General features: G+C 65.2%; 18 protein-coding genes and 1 tRNA gene. 8 read left to right on the top strand and 11 right to left on the bottom strand.

The genetic code is table 11. The annotated features are described in order from the left end of the window. Nucleotides 1-4: 4 nt before the first annotated feature. Both IE92_RS0102805 and polA read right to left on the bottom strand, forming a co-directional pair. Complete coding sequence (locus tag IE92_RS0102805) at nucleotides 5-1675, bottom strand: DUF885 domain-containing protein (RefSeq protein WP_030143358.1); 1671 nt, start codon at nucleotides 1673-1675, stop codon at nucleotides 5-7. A 158-nt stretch (nucleotides 1676-1833) separates the two neighbouring features. Continuing rightward, nucleotides 1834-4491: a DNA polymerase I gene (polA, locus tag IE92_RS0102800; RefSeq protein ID WP_030143357.1), complete on the bottom strand. Its 2658-nt coding sequence runs from the start codon at nucleotides 4489-4491 to the stop codon at nucleotides 1834-1836. 124 nt (nucleotides 4492-4615) lie between these two features. Between polA and IE92_RS18125 the strand changes: the two genes are divergently transcribed. Continuing rightward, a complete protein-coding gene (locus IE92_RS18125) occupies nucleotides 4616-4771 on the top strand; it encodes a hypothetical protein (RefSeq protein ID WP_156027375.1) in 156 nt (51 codons plus the stop codon). Between the two features lie 35 nt (nucleotides 4772-4806). Further along, nucleotides 4807-5238: a hotdog fold thioesterase gene (locus IE92_RS0102790; protein WP_030143356.1), complete on the top strand. Its 432-nt coding sequence runs from the start codon at nucleotides 4807-4809 to the stop codon at nucleotides 5236-5238. Between the two features lie 59 nt (nucleotides 5239-5297). Here the strand turns inward: IE92_RS0102790 and IE92_RS0102785 are convergent, their stop codons facing one another. Further along, a complete protein-coding gene (locus IE92_RS0102785) occupies nucleotides 5298-5906 on the bottom strand; it encodes an ANTAR domain-containing response regulator (protein WP_030143355.1) in 609 nt (202 codons plus the stop codon). Nucleotides 5907-5944: 38 nt separating this feature from the next. Here IE92_RS0102785 and IE92_RS0102780 point away from each other — a divergent pair. Next, nucleotides 5945-6030: transfer RNA gene (locus IE92_RS0102780), tRNA-Leu, on the top strand. 143 nt (nucleotides 6031-6173) lie between these two features. On the opposite strand, the gene IE92_RS0102775 is transcribed toward IE92_RS0102780, so the two are convergent. The 5 genes from IE92_RS0102775 to trpD all read right to left on the bottom strand — a co-directional run bounded on the left by IE92_RS0102775 (nucleotide 6174) and on the right by trpD (nucleotide 10343). Continuing rightward, entirely contained in the window at nucleotides 6174-6575 is a 402-nt protein-coding gene (locus IE92_RS0102775; RefSeq protein ID WP_030143354.1) for an SHOCT domain-containing protein, read from the bottom strand. Nucleotides 6576-6758: 183 nt separating this feature from the next. Beyond that, nucleotides 6759-7502 carry a dihydroxyacetone kinase phosphoryl donor subunit DhaM gene (gene dhaM, locus IE92_RS0102770; RefSeq protein WP_030143353.1) on the bottom strand — a complete coding sequence of 248 codons (744 nt, stop codon included), beginning with the start codon at nucleotides 7500-7502 and terminating at the stop codon, nucleotides 6759-6761. A 34-nt stretch (nucleotides 7503-7536) separates the two neighbouring features. After that, the gene (gene dhaL, locus IE92_RS0102765; protein WP_030143352.1) at nucleotides 7537-8172 is read right to left on the bottom strand and encodes a dihydroxyacetone kinase subunit DhaL; all 636 of its coding nucleotides are present in this window, start codon (nucleotides 8170-8172) and stop codon (nucleotides 7537-7539) included. A 52-nt stretch (nucleotides 8173-8224) separates the two neighbouring features. Beyond that, on the bottom strand, nucleotides 8225-9223 hold the full coding sequence (locus IE92_RS0102760) for a dihydroxyacetone kinase subunit DhaK (protein ID WP_030143351.1): 999 nt from the start codon (nucleotides 9221-9223) through the stop codon (nucleotides 8225-8227). Nucleotides 9224-9272: 49 nt separating this feature from the next. Next, nucleotides 9273-10343, bottom strand: coding sequence for an anthranilate phosphoribosyltransferase (gene trpD, locus IE92_RS0102755; RefSeq protein WP_030143350.1), 1071 nt, complete (start codon nucleotides 10341-10343; stop codon nucleotides 9273-9275). Nucleotides 10344-10510: 167 nt separating this feature from the next. Here trpD and ctaE point away from each other — a divergent pair, with 167 nt between their 5' ends. From ctaE to IE92_RS17100, 5 genes are all read left to right on the top strand, one after another. Then, entirely contained in the window at nucleotides 10511-11179 is a 669-nt protein-coding gene (gene ctaE / locus IE92_RS0102750; protein ID WP_081863820.1) for an aa3-type cytochrome oxidase subunit III, read from the top strand. Between the two features lie 22 nt (nucleotides 11180-11201). Next, a complete protein-coding gene (qcrC, locus tag IE92_RS0102745; protein ID WP_030143348.1) occupies nucleotides 11202-12023 on the top strand; it encodes a cytochrome bc1 complex diheme cytochrome c subunit in 822 nt (273 codons plus the stop codon). 41 nt (nucleotides 12024-12064) lie between these two features. Beyond that, nucleotides 12065-13132 (top strand): cytochrome bc1 complex Rieske iron-sulfur subunit, encoded by a 1068-nt coding sequence (qcrA, locus tag IE92_RS0102740; RefSeq protein ID WP_030143347.1) that lies wholly within the window; start codon nucleotides 12065-12067, stop codon nucleotides 13130-13132. Beyond that, nucleotides 13129-14751 (top strand): cytochrome bc1 complex cytochrome b subunit, encoded by a 1623-nt coding sequence (gene qcrB, locus IE92_RS0102735; protein ID WP_030143346.1) that lies wholly within the window; start codon nucleotides 13129-13131, stop codon nucleotides 14749-14751. The genes qcrA and qcrB overlap by 4 nt, the downstream gene beginning before the upstream one ends. Nucleotides 14752-14986: 235 nt before the next feature. After that, nucleotides 14987-15547 (top strand): DUF1990 family protein, encoded by a 561-nt coding sequence (locus IE92_RS17100; RefSeq protein ID WP_081863819.1) that lies wholly within the window; start codon nucleotides 14987-14989, stop codon nucleotides 15545-15547. 220 nt (nucleotides 15548-15767) lie between these two features. Here the strand turns inward: IE92_RS17100 and IE92_RS0102725 are convergent, their stop codons facing one another. From IE92_RS0102725 to ctaC, 3 genes are read right to left on the bottom strand one after another with little or no spacing between them, the layout of a single operon-like run. Continuing rightward, entirely contained in the window at nucleotides 15768-16202 is a 435-nt protein-coding gene (locus IE92_RS0102725; protein WP_030143344.1) for a cytochrome c oxidase subunit 4, read from the bottom strand. Beyond that, the gene (gene ctaD / locus IE92_RS0102720) at nucleotides 16202-17914 is read right to left on the bottom strand and encodes an aa3-type cytochrome oxidase subunit I (RefSeq protein WP_051701516.1); all 1713 of its coding nucleotides are present in this window, start codon (nucleotides 17912-17914) and stop codon (nucleotides 16202-16204) included. Before ctaD ends, IE92_RS0102725 begins: the two co-directional genes overlap by 1 nt. A gap of 3 nt (nucleotides 17915-17917) precedes the next feature. Continuing rightward, nucleotides 17918-18829, bottom strand: coding sequence for an aa3-type cytochrome oxidase subunit II (gene ctaC, locus IE92_RS0102715; protein ID WP_030143342.1), 912 nt, complete (start codon nucleotides 18827-18829; stop codon nucleotides 17918-17920). Nucleotides 18830-18915: the final 86 nt, after the last annotated feature.

The raw sequence follows: 18915 nt of genomic DNA, 5'->3' as shown, positions 1-18915 counted from the left end.
TCCCCTACTTTTCGGCGCGCAGCGCGTCGCGAAGGGTGTCGAGACCCACGCCACCCAGGCCCAGGGCCTCACGGTGGAAGTCGCGAATATCGAAGGACTCCCCGGCCTCGGCCCGGTAGTCATCGCGCAGCTGCTCCCAGATGCGCTGACCGACCTTATAGGACGGTGCCTGACCGGCCCAGCCGAGGTAGCGGTTGACCTCGAAGTGCACGAAGCCCTCGTTCATGTTCACGTGCTGCGCCAGGAACTCAAATGCGTATTCGGCGGTCCAGACTCCCTGGCCGTCGGGACGCTGCTTGCCCAGGTGCACACCGATGTCGAGAACCACGCGGGCCGCACGCATGCGCTGGCCATCGAGCATGCCCAGGCGGTCGGCGGGGGTGCTCAGGTAACCGAGGTCATCCATCAGACGCTCGGCGTAGAGGGCCCACCCCTCGGCGTGACCCGAGGTGCCGGCCAGCAGGCGACGCCACGAGTTCAGCTGGTCGCGGTTGTACACGGCCTGACCGATCTGCAGGTGGTGACCGGGCACACCCTCGTGGTAAACGGTGGTGAGCTCGCGCCAGGTGTCAAACTCGGTGACGCCCTGTGGAACGGACCACCACATGCGGCCCGGACGCGAGAAATCGTCGGTCGGACCGGTGTAGTAGATGCCACCCTCCTGGGTCGGCGCGATCATGCACTCGAGGGTGCGGATCTCCTCGGGGATGTCGAACTGGGTGGCACCGAGCTCGGCAACCGCGCGGTCACTGGTCTCCTGCATCCACTTCTGCAGGGCGTCCACGCCGTGCAGCTTCATATTCGGGTCCTGCTCGAGGTGCGCGATGGCCTCGTGCACGGTGGCCCCGGGGAGGATCTGGTCGGCGATGGCCTCCTGCTCGGCAACCATGCGGGCGAGCTCCTGGATCCCCCACTCATAGGTCTCGTCCAGATCGATCTCGGCACCGAGGAAGCGACGCGAGAACAGCGAGTAGGCCTCGCGACCCACGGCGTCCACCTCGGTTGCGACGGGAGCGAGCTCGTCGCGCAGGAAGCCGGCCAGCTCGCGATAGGCGGTGGCGGCGGCTTCCGCACCGGCCTCCAGCTCGGCGCGTACGGCCGCGCCGGCCTCCCCCGCGGCGGCAATATAGGACGGGAAGAAGCCGTCGGTCGCGCCGTTGCGGTCGGACTGGTCGGCGACCTCGAACACCTGACGCTTGGCCGGGGTGATGCCCTTTTCCACGCCGAGACGCAGGGTCTCGATGTAGCCGGCGAGGGCCGCGGGAACCCGGGCCAGACGACGCGAAATGATCGCCCAGTCCTCGGCCGTTTCGGTGGGGACCAGGTCGAAGGCGTCGCGGATCTCCTGCGGCGGCGAGGCGATGACGTTGAGGTCGCGCAGCGGCAGTCCGGCATCGTGGATCTCGATATCGAGCTGCAGCGCGCCGCGCAGGTCGGCCAGGGTCACCCGGTCCTGTTTGTCCTGCACCTCGGCGGCGTCGAGCTGTTCGATGACGGCCGCGGCCGCGGCCCGGTAGGCGGCCAGGCCCGCGGGCGAGTAGTCACCCACAAATTCGTTGGCCTCGGTGCGGCCGATATAGGTGCCGGTCATCGGGCTCAGCGACACCAGGGTGTCTACCCATGCCTCGGCAATGCGGTCAATCGGAGTCTGGGGACGGGAAACGTTCTCACTCATGCCCCCAGCGTATCCCTCCCCCGACGCCCGGCGACAGAACCGCGCGGGATAATCCCGGAGCGCCGCCGCCCGGGTCGCGCCCTAAACGCACAATTGCCCGCTCGAATGTCGAAAACGACATCCGAGCGGGCATTTTCATGCCGGGTGCGGAGGGACCCCTAGTGCGCGGCGGCGTCCCAGTTCAGACCGTGGCCCACCTGAACCTCGAGCGGCACGCTGAGGTCGGCGGCCGAGGCCATCCGGGTGCGCACGATGGTCTCCAGGGTTTCGGCCTCGGCGGCCTTGACCTCGAAGATCAGTTCGTCATGCACCTGCAGCAGCATCCGGCTCTCCAGACCCTGCTCACGCATGTCGGCATCGATATTGATCATCGCGATCTTCATGATGTCGGCGGCGCTACCCTGAATCGGGGCGTTCAGCGCCGCGCGGGCGGCGTTATCGCGCAGCACACGGTTGGCGCTGGCGAGATCCGGGAAGAGGCGACGACGACCGAAGATCGTGGTGGTGTAGCCGTCGATCTTGGCCTGTTCGACCACGTCGCGCAGGTAGTCGCGCACCGCACCGAAGCGGGCGAAGTAGTCTCCCATCAGCTGCTTGGCCTCGGCGGTGTCGATGCGCAGCTGCTTGGACAGACCAAACGCGCTGAGCCCATAGGCCAGACCATAGGACATGGCCTTGACCTTGGTCCGCATGAGCGGGGTCACATCCGCCGGCTCGACCCCGAAGATCCGGGCACCCACGAAGCGGTGCAGATCCTCGCCGCTGCGGAACGCCTCGATCAGGCCCGCATCACCGGAGAGGTGCGCCATGATGCGCATCTCGATCTGCGAGTAGTCGGCGGTCAGCAGCGAGTCGAAGCCCTCACCCACGGTGAATGCCGAGCGGATCTGGTGACCCACCTCGGAGCGCACCGGAATGTTCTGCAGGTTCGGGTCGGCCGAGGACAGGCGACCCGTGCTGGTACCGGTCTGAATATAGGAGGTGTGAATGCGCCCCTCATCGTCGATCGCCTTGTCCAGGGTCTCGACGATCTGACGCAGCTTGGTGGCGTCGCGGTGCTCCAGCAGCAGCCCGAGGAACGGGTGCGGCGCCTTGGCCTGAAGGTCGGCCAGCGAGTCGGCATCGGTCGAGTAGCCGGTCTTATTGGCGCGGGTCTTGGGCATGTTCAGCTGGTCGAAGAGGACCTCCTGCAGCTGCTTGGGCGAGCCCAGATTGACCTCGCGACCGATCTCCGCGTAGGCGCGGGCGGCCAGGTCGGCGGCGGTCACGCCGAGCGACTCGGAGAGCCCGGCCAGCAGGTCGTGGTCCACGGCCACGCCGAACTCCTCCATCCGGGCGAGGATCGGGGTCGAGGGGGTCTCGATGTCGCGCAGCACGCGGGCCGAACCCTCGTCCAGTGCCAGGATCTGCGCGGCGGCCACGCGGGCGACATACCAGGCCTTGAGCGCCGGGTTGTCCGCGTTGTCTTCGGGAACCAGCTGGTTGGGGTCATCCACCGGCATGTGCTCATCGAGGTAGCGGGTGACCAGGTCGCCCAGGGTCTTGTCCGGGCTCGCCGGGCGCAGCAGCCAGCCGGCCACCAGGGTGTCGGTGCGCAGGCCCTCGAAGGCCAGGCCCGCGTGAGTGAACGCCTTGATAACGGGCTTGGCATCGTTGAGGATCTTGGGATCGGGACCGGCCAGCCAGGCCTCAAACGGTGCATAGTCGGCGCTGCCGGCGTGCCAGGCGAGCACGGTTGACTCGGTCTCCGAGGCGATCCCGATCGCGGTCGGCAACCCCTCAACCACATCCACGTGCAGCGCCAGACCACCCGGGTGAGCGGCGGAGTTGCGGGTCAGCCAGGCACCCAGCTCCTCATCCAGCAACTCCTGAACCGCGGGGGCCACGGCGGCGGGGGCCACGGGCTCGGCCGGGGCATCGGCCACGACACCCTCGAGCTTGAAGACGCGGTCCAGCAGGGTACGGAATTCCAGCCGGGCAAACATGTCGCGCACGGCATCGGCGTCGATCGGCTTGCGCTCAAGATCTTGAACGGTGACCGGCAGCTCTACATCGCGCACCAGGTGGTTCAGGCGACGGTTGCGGACGGCGTTTTCCTTGTGCTCGCGGAAGCTCTCGCCCACCTTGCCGGTGATGTTGTCGGCGTTGTCCAGGATGCCCTGCAGGCTGCCGTAGAGCCCCAGCCACTTGACCGCGGTCTTCTCGCCGACCTTGGGCACGCCGATCAGGTTGTCGGAGGTCTCGCCCACGAGTGCCGCCACATCGGGGTACTGCTCGGGACGGATGCCGTAGCGCTCGTGCACCTTGGCGGGATCGTAGCGGGTGAGGTCGGACACACCCTGACGCGAGGGGTAGAGCAGGGTCACATTGTCGTTGACCAGCTGGATCGCGTCCCGGTCACCGGAGACCACGAGCACCCGATAGCCGGCCTCGGTGCCGCGCACCGAGAGGGTGGCCAGGATGTCATCGGCCTCGAAGTCCTCCTTGGTGATCGTGGTGATGTTCATCGCGGCCAGGGTCTCCTGCAGCAGCGGGATCTGGCCGATGAACTCGCTCGGGGTCTCCCCACGGGTGCCCTTGTACTCGGGGTACTCCCGGGTACGGAAGGAGAATCGCGAGATATCAAATGCCACGGCAACGTGGGTGGGCGACTCGTTCTTCAGCAGATTGAGCAGCATCGAGATAAAGCCGTGGATGGCGTTGGTGTGCTGCCCGTCGCGGGTCTTAAAGCTGTCGACCGGGAGCGCGTAAAAGGCCCGGAAGGCCAGCGAGTGGCCGTCGATGATCAGGAGGGTAGGCTTCTTGTTTTCCGACACAGCCCCAGCCTACAAGGGACCCCCGTCACGGCGATATCCCCCACGCCGCCCGGGCAGCCGTTCCCGCCCGGGCGAGTGTGGGAGTATCGGGGGACGCCGATCCCCATCCCCGAAACGAGGAATCATGACCGACTGGAACGTTGACGACTACACCCCCGCCGAACTCGCCCAGCGTGCCCGCACCAAGCGCCGCCGCGCCTGGATCGCCGGAATCGTCGCGTTTGCGCTGGTGGCCAGCAGCCTGCTGGGAACCCTGGCCGCGCTCGGGATCCTCTCCTAGGCTGGACCCATCCCCTCCGCATCGAAAGGCAGCAGATGACAGACACAACCTCCGCCGACAACCCCGGCATGCGCTATCTCGTGGAGCGTGGCATGGGGGCCCTGGCCGAAAAGATGAACATCGAGTTCACCGAGTTCTCGGTCGAACGCTCGGTGGCCACCATGCCGGTCGAGGGCAATACCCAGCCGATCGGTCTGCTCCACGGTGGTGCGTACGTGGTGCTGGGCGAATCGCTCGGATCGATGTCCGCGAACCTGTTTGCCGGTGCCGATCGGGTCGCCGTGGGTGTGGACATCAACGCCACCCACACCGGCTCGGCCACCTCGGGCATCGTCACCGGTGTCTGCACCCCCATCCACCTGGGCCGCACGCTGACCGTGCACGAGATCGTGGTGACCGATGAGAACGGCCGCCGCTGCTCGACCATCCGGATCACCAACCTGATCAAGGACAAGCCGACGCGATAGCCGCAGACAGCAAAACGGGCCCCATCCTTCGACGGGGCCCGTTTTTGTTGGGGTGTGTGTTAGCTCTTGGCGCTGAGCTGCTCGATGATGGCCTGGGCCACATCGTGCATGGTCAGACGGCGATCCATGGACGCCTTCTGGATCCAGCGGAACGCCTCGGGCTCGGTCAGGCCCATCTTCTCGTTGAGCAGGCCCTTGGCGCGATCCACCAGCTTGCGGGTCTCGAAGCGCTCAACCATGTCGGCGACCTCGGCCTCGAGGGTGAGGATCTGCTGGTGGCGGCTCAGGGCGATCTCGATGGCCGGCAGCAGGTCGTTGGGGGTGAACGGCTTGACCACGTAGGCCAGCGCGCCGGCCTCGCTGGCACGCTCCACCAGTTCCTTCTGGCTAAACGCGGTCAGCAGGACCACCGGGGCGATGTTGTTCTTGTGCAGACGCTCGGCTGCCGAGATGCCGTCCAGCTGGGGCATCTTCACGTCCATGACCACCAGGTCCGGACGCAGTTCGGTTGCGAGGGCGACGGCGGTCTCGCCATCACCGGCCTCGCCTACCACCTCGAATCCGTTGTCGCGGAGGATCTCCACGATGTCCATACGGATGAGGGATTCGTCCTCGGCGACAACAACGCGTCGCGGGGCGGGGGTAGAGGTTGCTTCTTGCTCAGTCACGGTTCAATTGTACGATACAGTTTCAGATATCGACGTTAGCCGGTGTGGCGGAATGGCAGACGCGGAGCACTCAAAATGCTTTGTTCGAAAGGACGTGTGGGTTCGAGTCCCACCACCGGCACCACCACGGCCCTCGCAGAAACTCCCCACCGGGAGGATGTGCGAGGGCCTTTTTTATATCTCGGCGTGTCGGAACCCACCCCGCGCCAACGCAAACGGCCCCCGCACCCTCTCGAACGGAGGGAGCGGGGGCCGTGACGCTCGGCGTTAGGCGCGGGCGAGAGCCTTGGCCTTGAGGTGAGCGAACTCTTCCTCGCTGATGGCACCGTCATCAAACAGCGCCTTGGCGGTCGCGATCTCATCACTCGGGGTCGCCTTACCGGCGGCCTCGCGAATGTACGCGTCGGCGGCGTTCTGAGCCGAACGCTGAGCCTCGGCGGAGCGCTGGGCCATGCCGCTACCGCGGGCAATCAGGTAGACCAGCAGCGTCAGGATCGGGATGAAGATGAGTCCGACGATCCACAGCGCCTTCCAGCCACCGGCGAGCTTGTGGTCACGGAACAGGTCCGAGATCACGGCGAACAGCGCGAACAGATAGCTCACAAACACCACGATGTAGAGCAGCAGCGCCAAAACGTTCCAGAAGTTTTCCCAGATACTGGAAGCCATAGCAGTCCTTTCGATTGATGGTCGAGCCCCCTAAAAACACGCTCGATCCGCCTCCGACAGTACTGCACGCTCGTTATCCGGCGCAGTCATTTACCCACGGTTACGATGACCCCAATACGGGGCACGCGGAAAGCGCGCGGATCCTCTCCACGACACGCCCGCGTGCCCGCGTTGGGGCAAAATTCACTTCCCGGGCGCGGCGCTGCCCCGATCACCAAATCCGGACTCGATCAGATCCGCCAGCGCATCAACCGCCACGCGACCGTCGGGGTCCGGGGAGGCGATCTCGGCCTCGGCACCGGGCATCAGCCCCAGGGACATGATCTGCAGCAAGCTCTTGCCGTCGCGCCCGTTAACCGTGACCGCGACCGGGAAGGTAGCGGCCAGCTTGGCAAACTCCGCCGCCGGGCGCGCATGTAACCCCTCAGGGTTGGTTACCACGACGCTGCGCGCATAACCCAGGGCGGCCACATCGGGCCGGTGCTCCTCGGCCGCCAGCGCGTCGGCGCTGCCCACGGCGTCCGCGGGGCTCCCATCCCCCGCCGTGAGCGCGGCGGCGATCACGGCCGCCAGGTCTCCGCCCTGCTCGGCGGCGACGGCCGCGGCCACCGCCCCCTCGACCAGTGGGGCCGGGGATACGTGGGCACGCGCGCGGCGTTCGGCATCGAGGAACTCGATCGCCGACTCGGCCGTCATGATCGCCGAGCCCAGATCCGCCAGGACCAGGACGCCGGCACCGGCATCAGCCCCCGTGAGCGCGTCGCTCACCCGGGCAAAGTCGGTCCCGAGCCCACCCTCGGCGTCCCCGCCGGCGTCCAGGATCGTGATGCTCGGGGCCATCTGACCGGCAAGCTCACGCACGCCCTCGGCGATGCGGCCACTGTGAGAGACGATGACGAGTCCCACTCGCGTGGGCTCTGCGGTCATCGGATCCATCCGTTCGCGCGCACAACCTCTCGGGTCACGAGCGCACCGCCGCGGCCGCGGCCTCGAGCAGCAGCGCGCTGGAGGCGGCCCCGGGATCACGGTGTCCACGGGAACGCTCGCCGAGGTAGCTCGCCCGCCCCCGCTTGGCGACCATGGGCTCGGTGGCCTCGGCCCCGGCCGCGGCACCGCGGGCGGCTGCCTCGATAACCTCCTCGACCGATCCTCCCGCGACCTGGACCGCCTGGGCCTCGGCCTGTGCGGCAAGCCATGCATCCAGCATCGTCTTGTCCCCGGCCTCGGCACCGCCGCGGGCGGCGATCCCCTCGGCGGCGGCACCGATCAGGTCCACCACCCCCTGGGTATCGAGTACGCTGCGTCCCTGGAGCGCCTCGGCGGCCCGCATCAGCGCGGTCCCGTAGAGCGGTCCCGAGGCCCCACCCACGGTGGAGATCAGCGTGTGGGCCGCGGTGCGGAAGAGTTCGGCCGGGGTTTCTCCACCCGGGCTCGAGAGCAGCTGGCCACGCACGGCACCAAAACCGCGTGCCAGGTTTTCGCCGTGATCACCGTCTCCGATCAGGCGGTCAAGCTCGCTGAGGTAGGCACGGTCGCGATCGCAGACGTCGCCCGCGGCAACCAGCCACCGGGCGGCCCATTCGGCATTCAGGGTCATCTTTTCTCCTTCACTGACAAAAATCATTCTCGGTGGGCACCGTCGCGGCACGCTAGGGCGCGCGCAGCACCGGGGTGTCCACCGGGGCGTCCCACAGCGAGAGTAGCTCGGGATCCAGTCGGGCGATGCTCACCGAGACGCCCTGCATATCAAGTGCCGTCACATAGGCACCCACCAGCGAGCGGCCAATCACATAGCCGCGCCCCTCCAGGTCCCGGGCGACGCTGTCAAAAAACAGCGCCAGCTCCCCCGGCGGGGTCCCACCCATCCCGTTCACAAACACCAGGAGTGTGTCCGCGGGCGTGGCCCCCAGCTCGGCCAGGATCTCGGTCAGCAGCAGCTCGGCGATCTCGTCGGCACGCCCCCGGGGTACCCGGTCCCGGCCGAGCTCGCCGTGGATGCCGATGCCGACCTCCATCTCGTCCTCGCCGAGGTCAAAGCTGGCCACGTCCGCGAGCGGCGAGGTCCCCGCGCGCAGGCCCACCCCCATCGAGGCCAGGTTCGTGTTGATCCGTTCGCCGATGTCCACCAGCGTCTCCAGATCGTCGCCGCGCTCGGCGGCGGCCCCCAGAATCTTGAGGGCCACCAGCATGCCGGCGATTCCCCGTCGGCGATCGGCCGGGATCAGCGAGCCCAGCCCCACATCATCGGACACCACCACCAAGCGTGCCGGGATCCCGAGGGCGATGCAGCGCTCGGCGGCGAGTTCAAAGTTGAAGCGATCCCCCGAGTAGTTCCCCACCACGAACAGCACCCCGGCACCCGCGTGGGTCGCCTGCACCACCTCCAGAATGGATTCGGGCGTGGGCGCGCTAAAGATCTCACCGGGCACGGCCCCGGCCAGGGCACCGGAACCCACAAACCCCACGTGCAGGGGTTCGTGTCCGCTCCCCCCGCCACCGATCACGGCGACGGTACCCGGCAGCAGCGGCTCGGCGCGCGCCACCCCGTAGCCGGTGCCCACGCGACGCAGACGCGCGCCATGGGCGCGCACAAAACCGGCCACGGCCTGCTCGGTCACCGCGCGTGGATCATTCATCAGCTTCTTCACCGATTTCTCCCAAAACTCGCGCCGTCGGGCTTGTGGCCCGGTGCGGCGGCTATGCCGTGTGCTCGGATCGACGCGACGTTGCGGCGACCCACTGATCCAGCTTAGCGAGGGCGGCCCCGGAATCAACAGCCTCGGCGGCGACCTTCAGGGCGTCCCGGAAGCGGGCGAGGATCGGCTGCTCCATCTGGGTGTGGTCCTCGGCCAGGCGGTAGGACACGATGCCCGCCGCCGCGTTCAGCAGGACGATATCGCGCACCGGTCCGAGACGACCGGCGAGGGTTTCGCGCACGATCTCGGCATTGCGCACCGGATCGCCACCCACCAGGTCCTCGATCCGCGCCCGGGCGATCCCTAGATCCCCGGGGTCAAGGTCGTGTTCGGCGATCCGACCGCGAGTGATTTCCCAGATGTGCGAGTGTCCGGTGGTGGTGAGCTCATCAAGCCCATCGTCCCCGCGGAACACCAGCGCGGTTGCCCCGCGGGTACGGAACACCCCGGTGATCAGCGGCACCCGGTCGGCCTGGGCAACACCCACGGCCGAGGCTTCGGGACGGGCAGGGTTGGTCAGCGGACCCAGGAAGTTGAAAACGGTGGGAATCCCCAGCTGGGCACGGACCGGTCCGGCGTGGGCAAATCCGGGGTGGAAAGCCGAGGCGTAGGCGAAGGTCACGCCGGTCTCGCGGGCGACATCGGCCACGGCGGCGGGCGCCAGCGAGAGGTCGATGCCGAGGGCCGCCAGCACGTCGCTGGAACCGGAGGCGGAACTCGCGGCGCGGTTGCCGTGCTTGATGACTGGGATCCCGGTGGAGGCCGAAACGATGGCCGCCATGGTGGAGACGTTCACGGTCCCGAAGCGGTCCCCGCCTGTACCCACGATGTCGAGCGCCATCGAGTCCAGCGGCAGCGGGAGTGCGTGCTCCAGAATCGCGTCGCGGAAACCCACCACCTCATCCACGGTCTCCCCCTTGGAGCGCAGGGCGACCAGGAATGCGCCAATCTGCGCCGGAGTCGCCGCTCCACTCATGATCTGCTGCATCGCCCACGTCGCCTCGGCGACACTGAGGTTCTCGCCGGACAGCAGAGAGGTGAACAGGGAGGGCCAGGTGAAGGTATCCAACATAGGTCAAGCATATTGGTATCCGCGACGCTCCGGCCCGCAAAAACCTTTATGCCGACGTTTTGCCGACACCGCGACCGGAAAGCCGCGGAATCTCGGACATTCAGGGTGAATTCACGGCGAAAACTTAGGTAGCCCTAACCCCTTGTGAAGGTCGAGCGAGACGGGAAATGGCCAATACTCGCCCGCAAATCAGCCATAATGGAGGAGTGACGAGCACTTCTTTGAACTATGCGGCGAAAGCCCCGAAGATCAACAGACCCAATAACGTAGCCGTGGGCACCATTGTGTGGCTGGGTTCAGAGGTCATGTTTTTCGCGGGTCTGTTCGCGATCTACTTCACCCTGCGTTCCGTAGCCCCCGAAATCTGGGCTCACGGAACGTCCGTACTTAACGTGCCGTTCGCGCTGATTAACACGTTGATCCTCGTATCTTCCTCCTTTGCCTGCCAGGCGGGCGTGTTTGCAGCCGAGCGTCTCCAGCCGCGGTCGACCGGGCCTAAGCCGAGCCAGTGGGGAATGGTTGAGTGGTTCTTCCTCACCTATGCCCTTGGTGCAATCTTTGTCGCCGGCCAGATCTGGGAGTACGCCACCCTGGTCAGCGAGGGAGTCGCGCTGAACTCTGACGCCTACGGATCCGCGTTCTACATCACCACCGGATTCCACGGCATTCACGTTATCGGCGGACTGATCGCCTTCCTCCTGATCATCGGTCGCGGCTACGCCGTGAAGAACTTTGGTCACAAGGAAGCCTCCAGCGCCATCGTTGTGTCCTACTACTGGCACTTCGTTGACGTTGTGTGGATCGCTCTGTTCCTCGTCGTGTACGTCCTGAGATAACAACCGAGAGCCTAATAAAGCCATGTCACGCAAAACTTCACGTCCAGCCGCCGGCAAGAGCCGCCGCACCGGTCGCCGTTCCCCGGCTGCCGCCGCGGCGCTTATTGCTGTCGGCCTGCTGTTCACCGGCGGCGCCTACGCCGCGGTGAGCGCAACCACCGCCAACGCTCAGCCCGCGCCGGCCGCAGCCAGCCAGTCCAACGTTGAGGACGGCAAGAAGCTGTTCCAGGCGAACTGCGCCACCTGCCACGGTCTCAACGCCCAGGGCACCAGCGACGGTCCCAGCCTGATCGGTGTGGGTGCCGCCGCGGTCGACTTCCAGGTCGGAACCGGCCGTATGCCCATGCAGGGCCACGGACCGCAGGCTCAGAAGAAGCCCGTTCAGTTCACCCAGGAGCAGATCAACCAGCTCGCCGTGTACGTCGGAAGCACCGCTCCCGGCCCCTCCATCCCGGACGCCAAGTACCTGGATGCAGACGGTGACGCCGCTCACGGTGCGGAGCTCTTCCGCATCAACTGCGCCATGTGCCACAACGTGGCCGGTGCCGGTGGTGCACTGACCGAGGGCAAGTTCGCCCCCAGCCTGGTCGGGGTTACCCCGGCTCACATCTACGAGGCAATGATCACCGGCCCGCAGAACATGCCGGTGTTCAACGACATGAACATCTCCCCCGAGGGCAAGCGCGACATCATCACCGCGCTGAAGTACCAGGAGAAGATCGGTAACCCCGGTGGTATCGGACTCGGATCGCTCGGCCCGGTGGCCGAGGGTCTGTTCATCTGGATTTTTGGCCTCGGCGCCGTTGTGGCGCTTACGGTCTGGATCACGGCCAAGTCCAACTAGGACGGCCCTGATCATGACACTGCAATCACGTAAGGAGCACAATGGCACAGGACGATAACAGCGGCAAGGATCTCGCCGCTGCGAACTCCTCTTCCCATGACCTGCTGCCGGAAGATTCCGGCACAGGCGTGGTGAGCCCCGACGCCGTTGAGAACCCGGGTCACCCGGAACACCGTCAGCGCGTCACCGACCTGAACCCGAAGAAGGAAAAGCAGGCCGAGCGCACTGTCTTCATCCTCTTCTTCCTCTCCGCCGTGGGAAGCCTGTGGGCCGTTGCCGCCTACATGATGTTCCCGATCGACGGCCAGATGGAACTGGTTCGGTCAAACAACCTCTTCATCGGCCTCGGTGCCACCCTGGCCCTGATGGCCCTGGGTATCGGAGCCGTCCACTGGGGTAAGGCCCTCATGGCCGACCACGAGTCCGTGGACCACCGCCACCCCGTGCGCGGTACCGACGAGACCCGCGCCCGCGCCATCGAGATCTTCGAGGAGGCGAATGAGGAGTCCGGCTTTGGCCGTCGCTCGCTCATCCGCAACTCGCTGATCGGCGCCCTGGTTGTCTTCCCGCTGCCCGCCGTGGCCCTGTTCCGCGGTCTGGCACCGTACGACGAGGACCCGGTAGAGCTGCTGCACCACACCATGTGGAAGAAGGGCACTCGCCTGGCGCGTGACCCTTCCGGCGCGCCCATCAAGGCCTCCGATGTGACCCTGGGTTCGGCGTTCCACGTCATCCCCGAGGATCTCAACGACGCCAAGGACGTGCTGAATGAGAAGGCCAAGGCCATCGTTCTGCTCATGCGTCTGAAGCCCGAGGACTTGAACGAGCTCCCCGAGCGTAAGAACTGGTCCTACAACGGCATCGTCGCCTACTCCAAGGTGTGCACCCACGTGGGTTGCCCGGTTGCCCTGTATGAGCAGCAGACCCACCACCTGCTGTGCCCCTGCCACCAGTCGCAGTTCGACGTGGCAAACCACGCGACCGTGATCTTTGGTCCGGCCGCCCGTCCCCTTCCGCAGCTCCCGATCACCGTGGACGATGAGGGCTACCTCGTCGCTCAGAGTGACTTCCACGAGCCTGTCGGACCGAGCTTCTGGGAGCGTCATTGAGTACCGCAACGGCCGCACCGACGGCCCCCGCTAAGCAGTCCGGTGGTTTCACCGGCAAGGCTGCCAACTACCTCGACGAGCGCACGAGCATCTCGGGCGCCGTCAAGGAGTTCGGTCGCAAGATCTTCCCGGATCACTGGTCCTTCCTCCTCGGAGAGGTCGCGCTCTACAGCTTCGTTGTGATCCTGCTGTCGGGAACCTTCCTGACCTTCTTCTTCGACGCAGCCATGACCCACACCACCTATGAGGGCTCCTATGCCCCCATGAACGGTGTGCACATGTCGGCCGCTATGGCTTCGACCCTGGACATCTCGTTTGATATCCGCGGTGGTCTGCTCATGCGCCAGGTCCACCACTGGGCCGCCCTGCTGTTCGTGGCCTCGATCGGTCTGCACATGCTCCGCGTGTTCTTCACCGGCGCGTTCCGCAAGCCGCGCGAGATCAACTGGGTCATCGGTTTTGTCCTCTTCGTGCTCGCCATGGCCGAGGGCTTCACCGGTTACTCGCTCCCCGATGACCTGCTCTCCGGTAACGGTCTGCGCATCATCGACGGCATGATCAAGTCCTTCCCGCTGGTCGGCACCTGGATCTCCTTCCTCCTGTTTGGTGGAGAGTTCCCGGGTGAGGACATCGTGGGTCGTCTCTACTCGCTGCACATCATGATCCTGCCCGCGCTGGTCATCGTGTTCATCGCCCTGCACCTGATGTTCCTGATTGTGCACAAGCACACTCAGTACCCCGGCCCGGGCCGCACCGAGGAGAACGTGGTCGGCTTCCCGATCCTCCCCGTGTACGCAGCCAAGGCCGGTGGATTCTTCTTCATCGTGTTCGGCGTGATCATGGCCTGCGCGACGTTCTTCCAGATCAACCCGATCTGGAACTACGGACCGTATGACCCCTCGCCCGTGTCCGCGGGTACCCAGCCCGACTGGTACATCGGATTCGCCGACGGTATGCTCCGTCTGGCCCCGCCGCACCTCGAGTTTGTGTGGCTGGACCGCACCTGGAGCTTCGGAATCCTGCTGCCGGTTATCATCCTGGGTCTGTTCATCGTGACCGTCCTGATCTACCCCTTCATCGAGGCGTGGGTCAGCGGCGACAAGCGTGAGCACCACCTGCTGGACCGCCCGCGTAACGCCCCGACCCGTACCGCTATCGGTGCCGCCGGTGTGACCTTCTACGCGGTCATGTGGGCCGCCGCGAGCTCGGACCTCATCGCCACCCACTTCCGGGTGACCATGGAGGGTGTGATCCACACCCTGCAGGCCCTGCTCTTCCTCGGACCGGTCATTGCGTACTTCGTCACCAAGCGCATCTGCCTGGGCCTGCAGAAGAAGGACCGCGAGATCGCGCTGCACGGTTACGAGACCGGACGCATTGTCCGCCTCCCCGGCGGCGAGTACATCGAGGTTCACGAGCAGGTATCCGACTATGAGCGTTGGGAGCTCGTGAGCTACAAGGACAACGCTCCGGTTATGCTCCGCCCGAACGCTCAGGGCAAGATCACCGGTTCGATGCGCCTGCGCGCGGCAATGTCCCGCTGGTTCTTCGAGGACCGGATCGCTCCGGTCACCCAGAACGAACTGGACCAGTCGCACGGGGACGACGAGCACCACTAGGCGCTCCCCCACACAGCACGTCACAGAAGAGTGCCGGATTCTCCACTGGAGGATCCGGCACTCGGTGTTTAACCGGGCGTGTGCCGCGCACCCACTCCCCTCCCCCGCGGCGCCCAGGCGCCCCCTGAGCGGTCGCCTCTGAGCACCGGGTATTCTGGGGTGACTTCGACCGTGCGACCGCCCGAGCCGGCGCGATAGACCGCGGACCGATCCATCCACCTCGAATCGAGCCAACGTGACGCCCTCCTCCGCTCTGTCTCCGCCACACTATGGCGGCCCTGATACACCCACGGGATTTCGCGAGATTCGCTACGACCTCCGAGTGGGTGTGGGGGCGGCGCTGCACACCCGGGTTCTGGCCGACGTCGGCTCCTGGCGGTTGCACCGCGAGTCCGGACTGTTGGTCGGTGCTACGGGTGCGGCATCGGACATCGTGGGCGCGACCATTCGGATGCGATACCGGCCATTGCCGCGTTTGGTTCCGATCACGCTGACCACCGTGCACTGCGAGATCCTCTGGGCCGGCATTCCGCCCGAGGGCCCGGGGCTCGATCTCATGCCCGGATCCATCGCCCGCGGCTTCGGATATGAGGCGGACCCCCGGCACCGCGAGGAGGGCCAGGAGCACTTCCTGATCACCCATGAACCCGACGACGCCGTCTGGTTCCGTCTGCGCGGCTTCTGGCGGCCGCGTGCGCCCCGCTGGAGCCCGATCTATCCCCTGACGCTCCTCGGGCAGTCCTACGCCTCGCACGGCTATCTGCGGGCGCTCAGGCGGCTCACGCGCAACCGCTGAGCCTTCGCCCGCCGATGCCGGCTGCCGCGTAGGTCGCTCATCATCGAGCAATCCGTGCTGCGGCTCCGTGTGATGCGGCAAGCTGCGAGCTGGAGGCAGCTGCTATACGCGGCGGTGCGCCGCTTACTGCGGCTGGGTGGTGCCCACTCGGGTGCCGCGGGTACAACAAAGCGGGCCCGCCTCCCAAAGGGAAGCGGGCCCGCCCGTGTGTTACTGAACCTTAGTGTGCGAAACGACCGCGGTAGAACTCATAGACCCAGCCGACCAGCGCGACCAGGACAATCGGGGCACCGAACCAGGCCAGCCAGAAGTTACCCTCCTGGGCGACCGAGATGCCGATGATGACCACCGAGGCACCGCCAACCAGAACGAACGGCCACCAGCTCCACGGAGCGAAGTGTCCCATCTCCGGGTCGGCGTCGTCGATGTTCGCGGCCACGTTGTCCTCGGGCAGCTCGCCGCCCTGGGACCGGTAAACCAGACGCAGGTAGAAGGCGATGAAGCCGGAGAGGATGGCCGAGAGCAGCAGGGCCACGGTACCAACCCACTCGACGCGGCCGTGAGCCGGGTCGATGACGTTCCAGAAGGTGTAGACACCCGCCAGAATGAGGCAGAAGACGGCGAGGATCCAGAGGATCGAAATGTTGGACTTCATTACTTCGCTCCTCCTTCTTCAACGGTCGTAATTGCCGGGGTATCGCGGCCGGTGAACTCGGCAGCCTCGGGGTGGTTCAGGTCGAAGGCGGGACGCTCGGAGCGAATCCGCGGGATCGACGTGAAGTTGTGACGCGGGGGCGGGCACGAGGTGGCCCACTCGAGCGATCCACCATAACCCCAGGGGTCATTCACGGTGACCTTCGGTGCCTTTCGGGCGGTGATGTACACGTTCAGGAAGAACGGAATCAGCGAGACCGCGAGGATGAAGGATCCGATGGTGGAGAGCTGGTTCATCCAGGTGATGTTATCCGCGGGCGAGTACGTGTAGTAACGACGCGGGAAGCCCATCACACCGATCCAGTGCTGGATCAGGAAGGTGGTGTGGAAGCCGATGAACAGCAGCCAGAAGTGCCAGTAACCCAGCTTCTCGTTGAGCATCTTGCCGGTCCACTTGGGCCACCAGAAGTAGAATCCGGCGAACATCGCGAACACCACGGTACCGAACACCACGTAGTGGAAGTGGGCGATCACGAAGTAGGTGTCGGAGACGTGGAAGTCAAGCGGCGGCGATGCCAGGATCACGCCGGTCAGACCACCGAAGACAAAGGTGATCAGGAAGCCGAGCGACCAGATCATCGGGGTCTCGAAGGTGACCGAACCGCGCCACATGGTACCGATCCAGTTGAAGATCTTCACACCGGTCGGCACGGCGATGAGCATGGTCATCAGCGCGAAGAACGGCAGCAGGACCGAACCGGTCACATACATGTGGTGGGCCCACACGGTCACCGACAGGGCGGCGATCGCGATGGTTGCGTAGACCAGGGTCTTGTAACCGAAGATCGGCTTGCGGCTGAACACCGGGAAGATCTCGGACACGATACCGAAGAACGGCAGGGCGATGATGTACACCTCGGGGTGACCGAAGAACCAGAACATGTGCTGCCACAGCATCACGCCGCCGTTTTCGGCGTCGAAGATATGGGCGCCAAAGACTCGGTCGGCGGCCAGCGCAAACAGTGCGGCGGCCAGGACCGGGAAGGCCATCAGAACCAGCAGCGAGGTCACCAGGGTGTTCCAGGTGAAGATGGGCATACGCCACATCGTCATACCCGGGGCACGCATCGTGATGATCGTGGTGATGAAGTTCACGGCACCCAGGATGGTACCGAAACCGGACATCGCCAGTCCCAGAACCCAGAGGTTTCCGCCGATACCCGGTGAGTATGTCTGACTCGATAGTGGCGCATACGCGAACCAACCGAACGAGGCGGCACCCTGCGGGGTAAGGAATCCGCCCACGGCGATGAGGCTACCGAAGACGTACAGCCACAGGGCGAAGGCGTTCAGACGCGGGAAGGCCACGTCGGGAGCACCGATCTGCAGCGGCATCAGTGCGTTTGCGAAACCCGAGAACAGCGGGGTTGCAAACATCAGCAGCATGATCGTGCCGTGCATGGTGAACAGCTGGTTGTACTGCTCCTTGGTCTCGATCACGGTGAGACCGGGCTCGAAGAGCTGTGCACGGATCAGCAGCGCCATGACGCCACCGATGCAGAAGAAGATGAAGGACGCGATCAGGTACATGTACCCGATGGTCTTGTGGTCGGTGGAGGTGATCCACTTGACCAGGATGTTTCCCTTGCTCTCAACCCGTGACCGGTTGAGGACACTGGCCTGACCGGCCGGGATGTTCAAAGTAGTAGACATCGTTTAGTGACCCTCTCCCTTTTCGGCCTCGGCAGGCTTGTCGATGCCGGGAAGGTTCTGGTTACGGTTGAACTCGCTACCGAAGTTTCCGACGTTGCCGGCGGCCTTCAGGTCGGCGAGGTGCTTGTCGTAGTCAGCCTGGGACACAACCTTCACGTTGAAGAGCATCATCGAGTGGTCCTGACCACACAGCTCCGCACACTTACCCACGAACTCGCCTTCGCGCTGCGGGATAAACGACATGTAGTTGGTCTTACCCGGGTACATGTCCTTCTTGTAAAGGAAGTCCACCACCCAGAAGGAGTGGATGACGTCACGCGACTCCAGGGCGATCTTCACGGTCTTACCTACGGGGAGGTAAAGCTCCGGAATGCTCTTGGGGTCGAGCTCGCCGGGCTTGCCGCCCTCGAGCTGACGAGCCTGCACACCGGCGGTCCAGACATCCTGGCCGTCTACAGACTTGGGGTATACGAAGTCCCAGGACCACTGCTTCGCGAAGACCTGAATCTCCACGTCGGGGTGTTCGTACTGGGTTTCGATGGCCGCCTGATCGCGGGCGGTGAAGGCGAAGAAGCCCACCACCAGGATCAGCGGAATCACCGTGTAAAGGATCTCGATGGGCATGTTGTACCGCATCTGCACGGGCAGGCCGGTCTGGCCCTTCCGGCGACGGTAGACAACAATTGCCCAAATGATCAGAGCCCACGTCAGAACACCGACGACGAGCAGGACAATCCACGAGTGAGTCCAGAGGGCAGCAACCCTCTCGGTGTGGTTGGTTACGGGGGTCTCACCCTCGTTATTGAAGCCGGGGAGATAGCCGTGAAGCTCGGCCTGGGTACAACCGGCTAGCACCGCGACAAGCGCGGCGGCTAACGGGAGTGAAGCCCAGCGGAGTCTACGTTTCGAGCGCACCTGGGACCTTTCGCAAAGACACTATTGGTTCAGCGTCCAGTGTATCCCGAATGTGGGGCACGTTCGGGACCATTCAGGCCCAAAGC

This window comes from Mycetocola saprophilus, from assembly GCF_000718085.1.
GTDB classification, from domain to species: domain Bacteria; phylum Actinomycetota; class Actinomycetes; order Actinomycetales; family Microbacteriaceae; genus Mycetocola; species Mycetocola saprophilus.
The sequence above is the reverse complement of the archived record's forward strand: the minus strand, read 5'-3'. Positions and strand labels throughout refer to the sequence as shown.

What these genes read in the sequence shown, in the direction of transcription:
- IE92_RS0102790 (WP_030143356.1), top strand. Translation starts at nt 4,807, where the DNA reads ATGACAGACACAACCTCCGCCGACAACCCCGGCATGCGCTATCTCGTG.
- ctaD (WP_051701516.1), bottom strand. Translation starts at nt 17,914, where the DNA reads ATGTCTACTACTTTGAACATCCCGGCCGGTCAGGCCAGTGTCCTCAAC.
- IE92_RS0102805 (WP_030143358.1), bottom strand. Translation starts at nt 1,675, where the DNA reads ATGAGTGAGAACGTTTCCCGTCCCCAGACTCCGATTGACCGCATTGCC.
- dhaL (WP_030143352.1), bottom strand. Translation starts at nt 8,172, where the DNA reads ATGACCCTGAATGCCGAATGGGCCGCCCGGTGGCTGGTTGCCGCGGGC.
- ctaE (WP_081863820.1), top strand. Translation starts at nt 10,511, where the DNA reads ATGGCCAATACTCGCCCGCAAATCAGCCATAATGGAGGAGTGACGAGC.
- qcrA (WP_030143347.1), top strand. Translation starts at nt 12,065, where the DNA reads ATGGCACAGGACGATAACAGCGGCAAGGATCTCGCCGCTGCGAACTCC.
- IE92_RS0102725 (WP_030143344.1), bottom strand. Translation starts at nt 16,202, where the DNA reads ATGAAGTCCAACATTTCGATCCTCTGGATCCTCGCCGTCTTCTGCCTC.
- qcrC (WP_030143348.1), top strand. Translation starts at nt 11,202, where the DNA reads ATGTCACGCAAAACTTCACGTCCAGCCGCCGGCAAGAGCCGCCGCACC.
- trpD (WP_030143350.1), bottom strand. Translation starts at nt 10,343, where the DNA reads ATGTTGGATACCTTCACCTGGCCCTCCCTGTTCACCTCTCTGCTGTCC.
- IE92_RS18125 (WP_156027375.1), top strand. Translation starts at nt 4,616, where the DNA reads ATGACCGACTGGAACGTTGACGACTACACCCCCGCCGAACTCGCCCAG.
- IE92_RS0102775 (WP_030143354.1), bottom strand. Translation starts at nt 6,575, where the DNA reads ATGGCTTCCAGTATCTGGGAAAACTTCTGGAACGTTTTGGCGCTGCTG.
- dhaM (WP_030143353.1), bottom strand. Translation starts at nt 7,502, where the DNA reads ATGACCGCAGAGCCCACGCGAGTGGGACTCGTCATCGTCTCTCACAGT.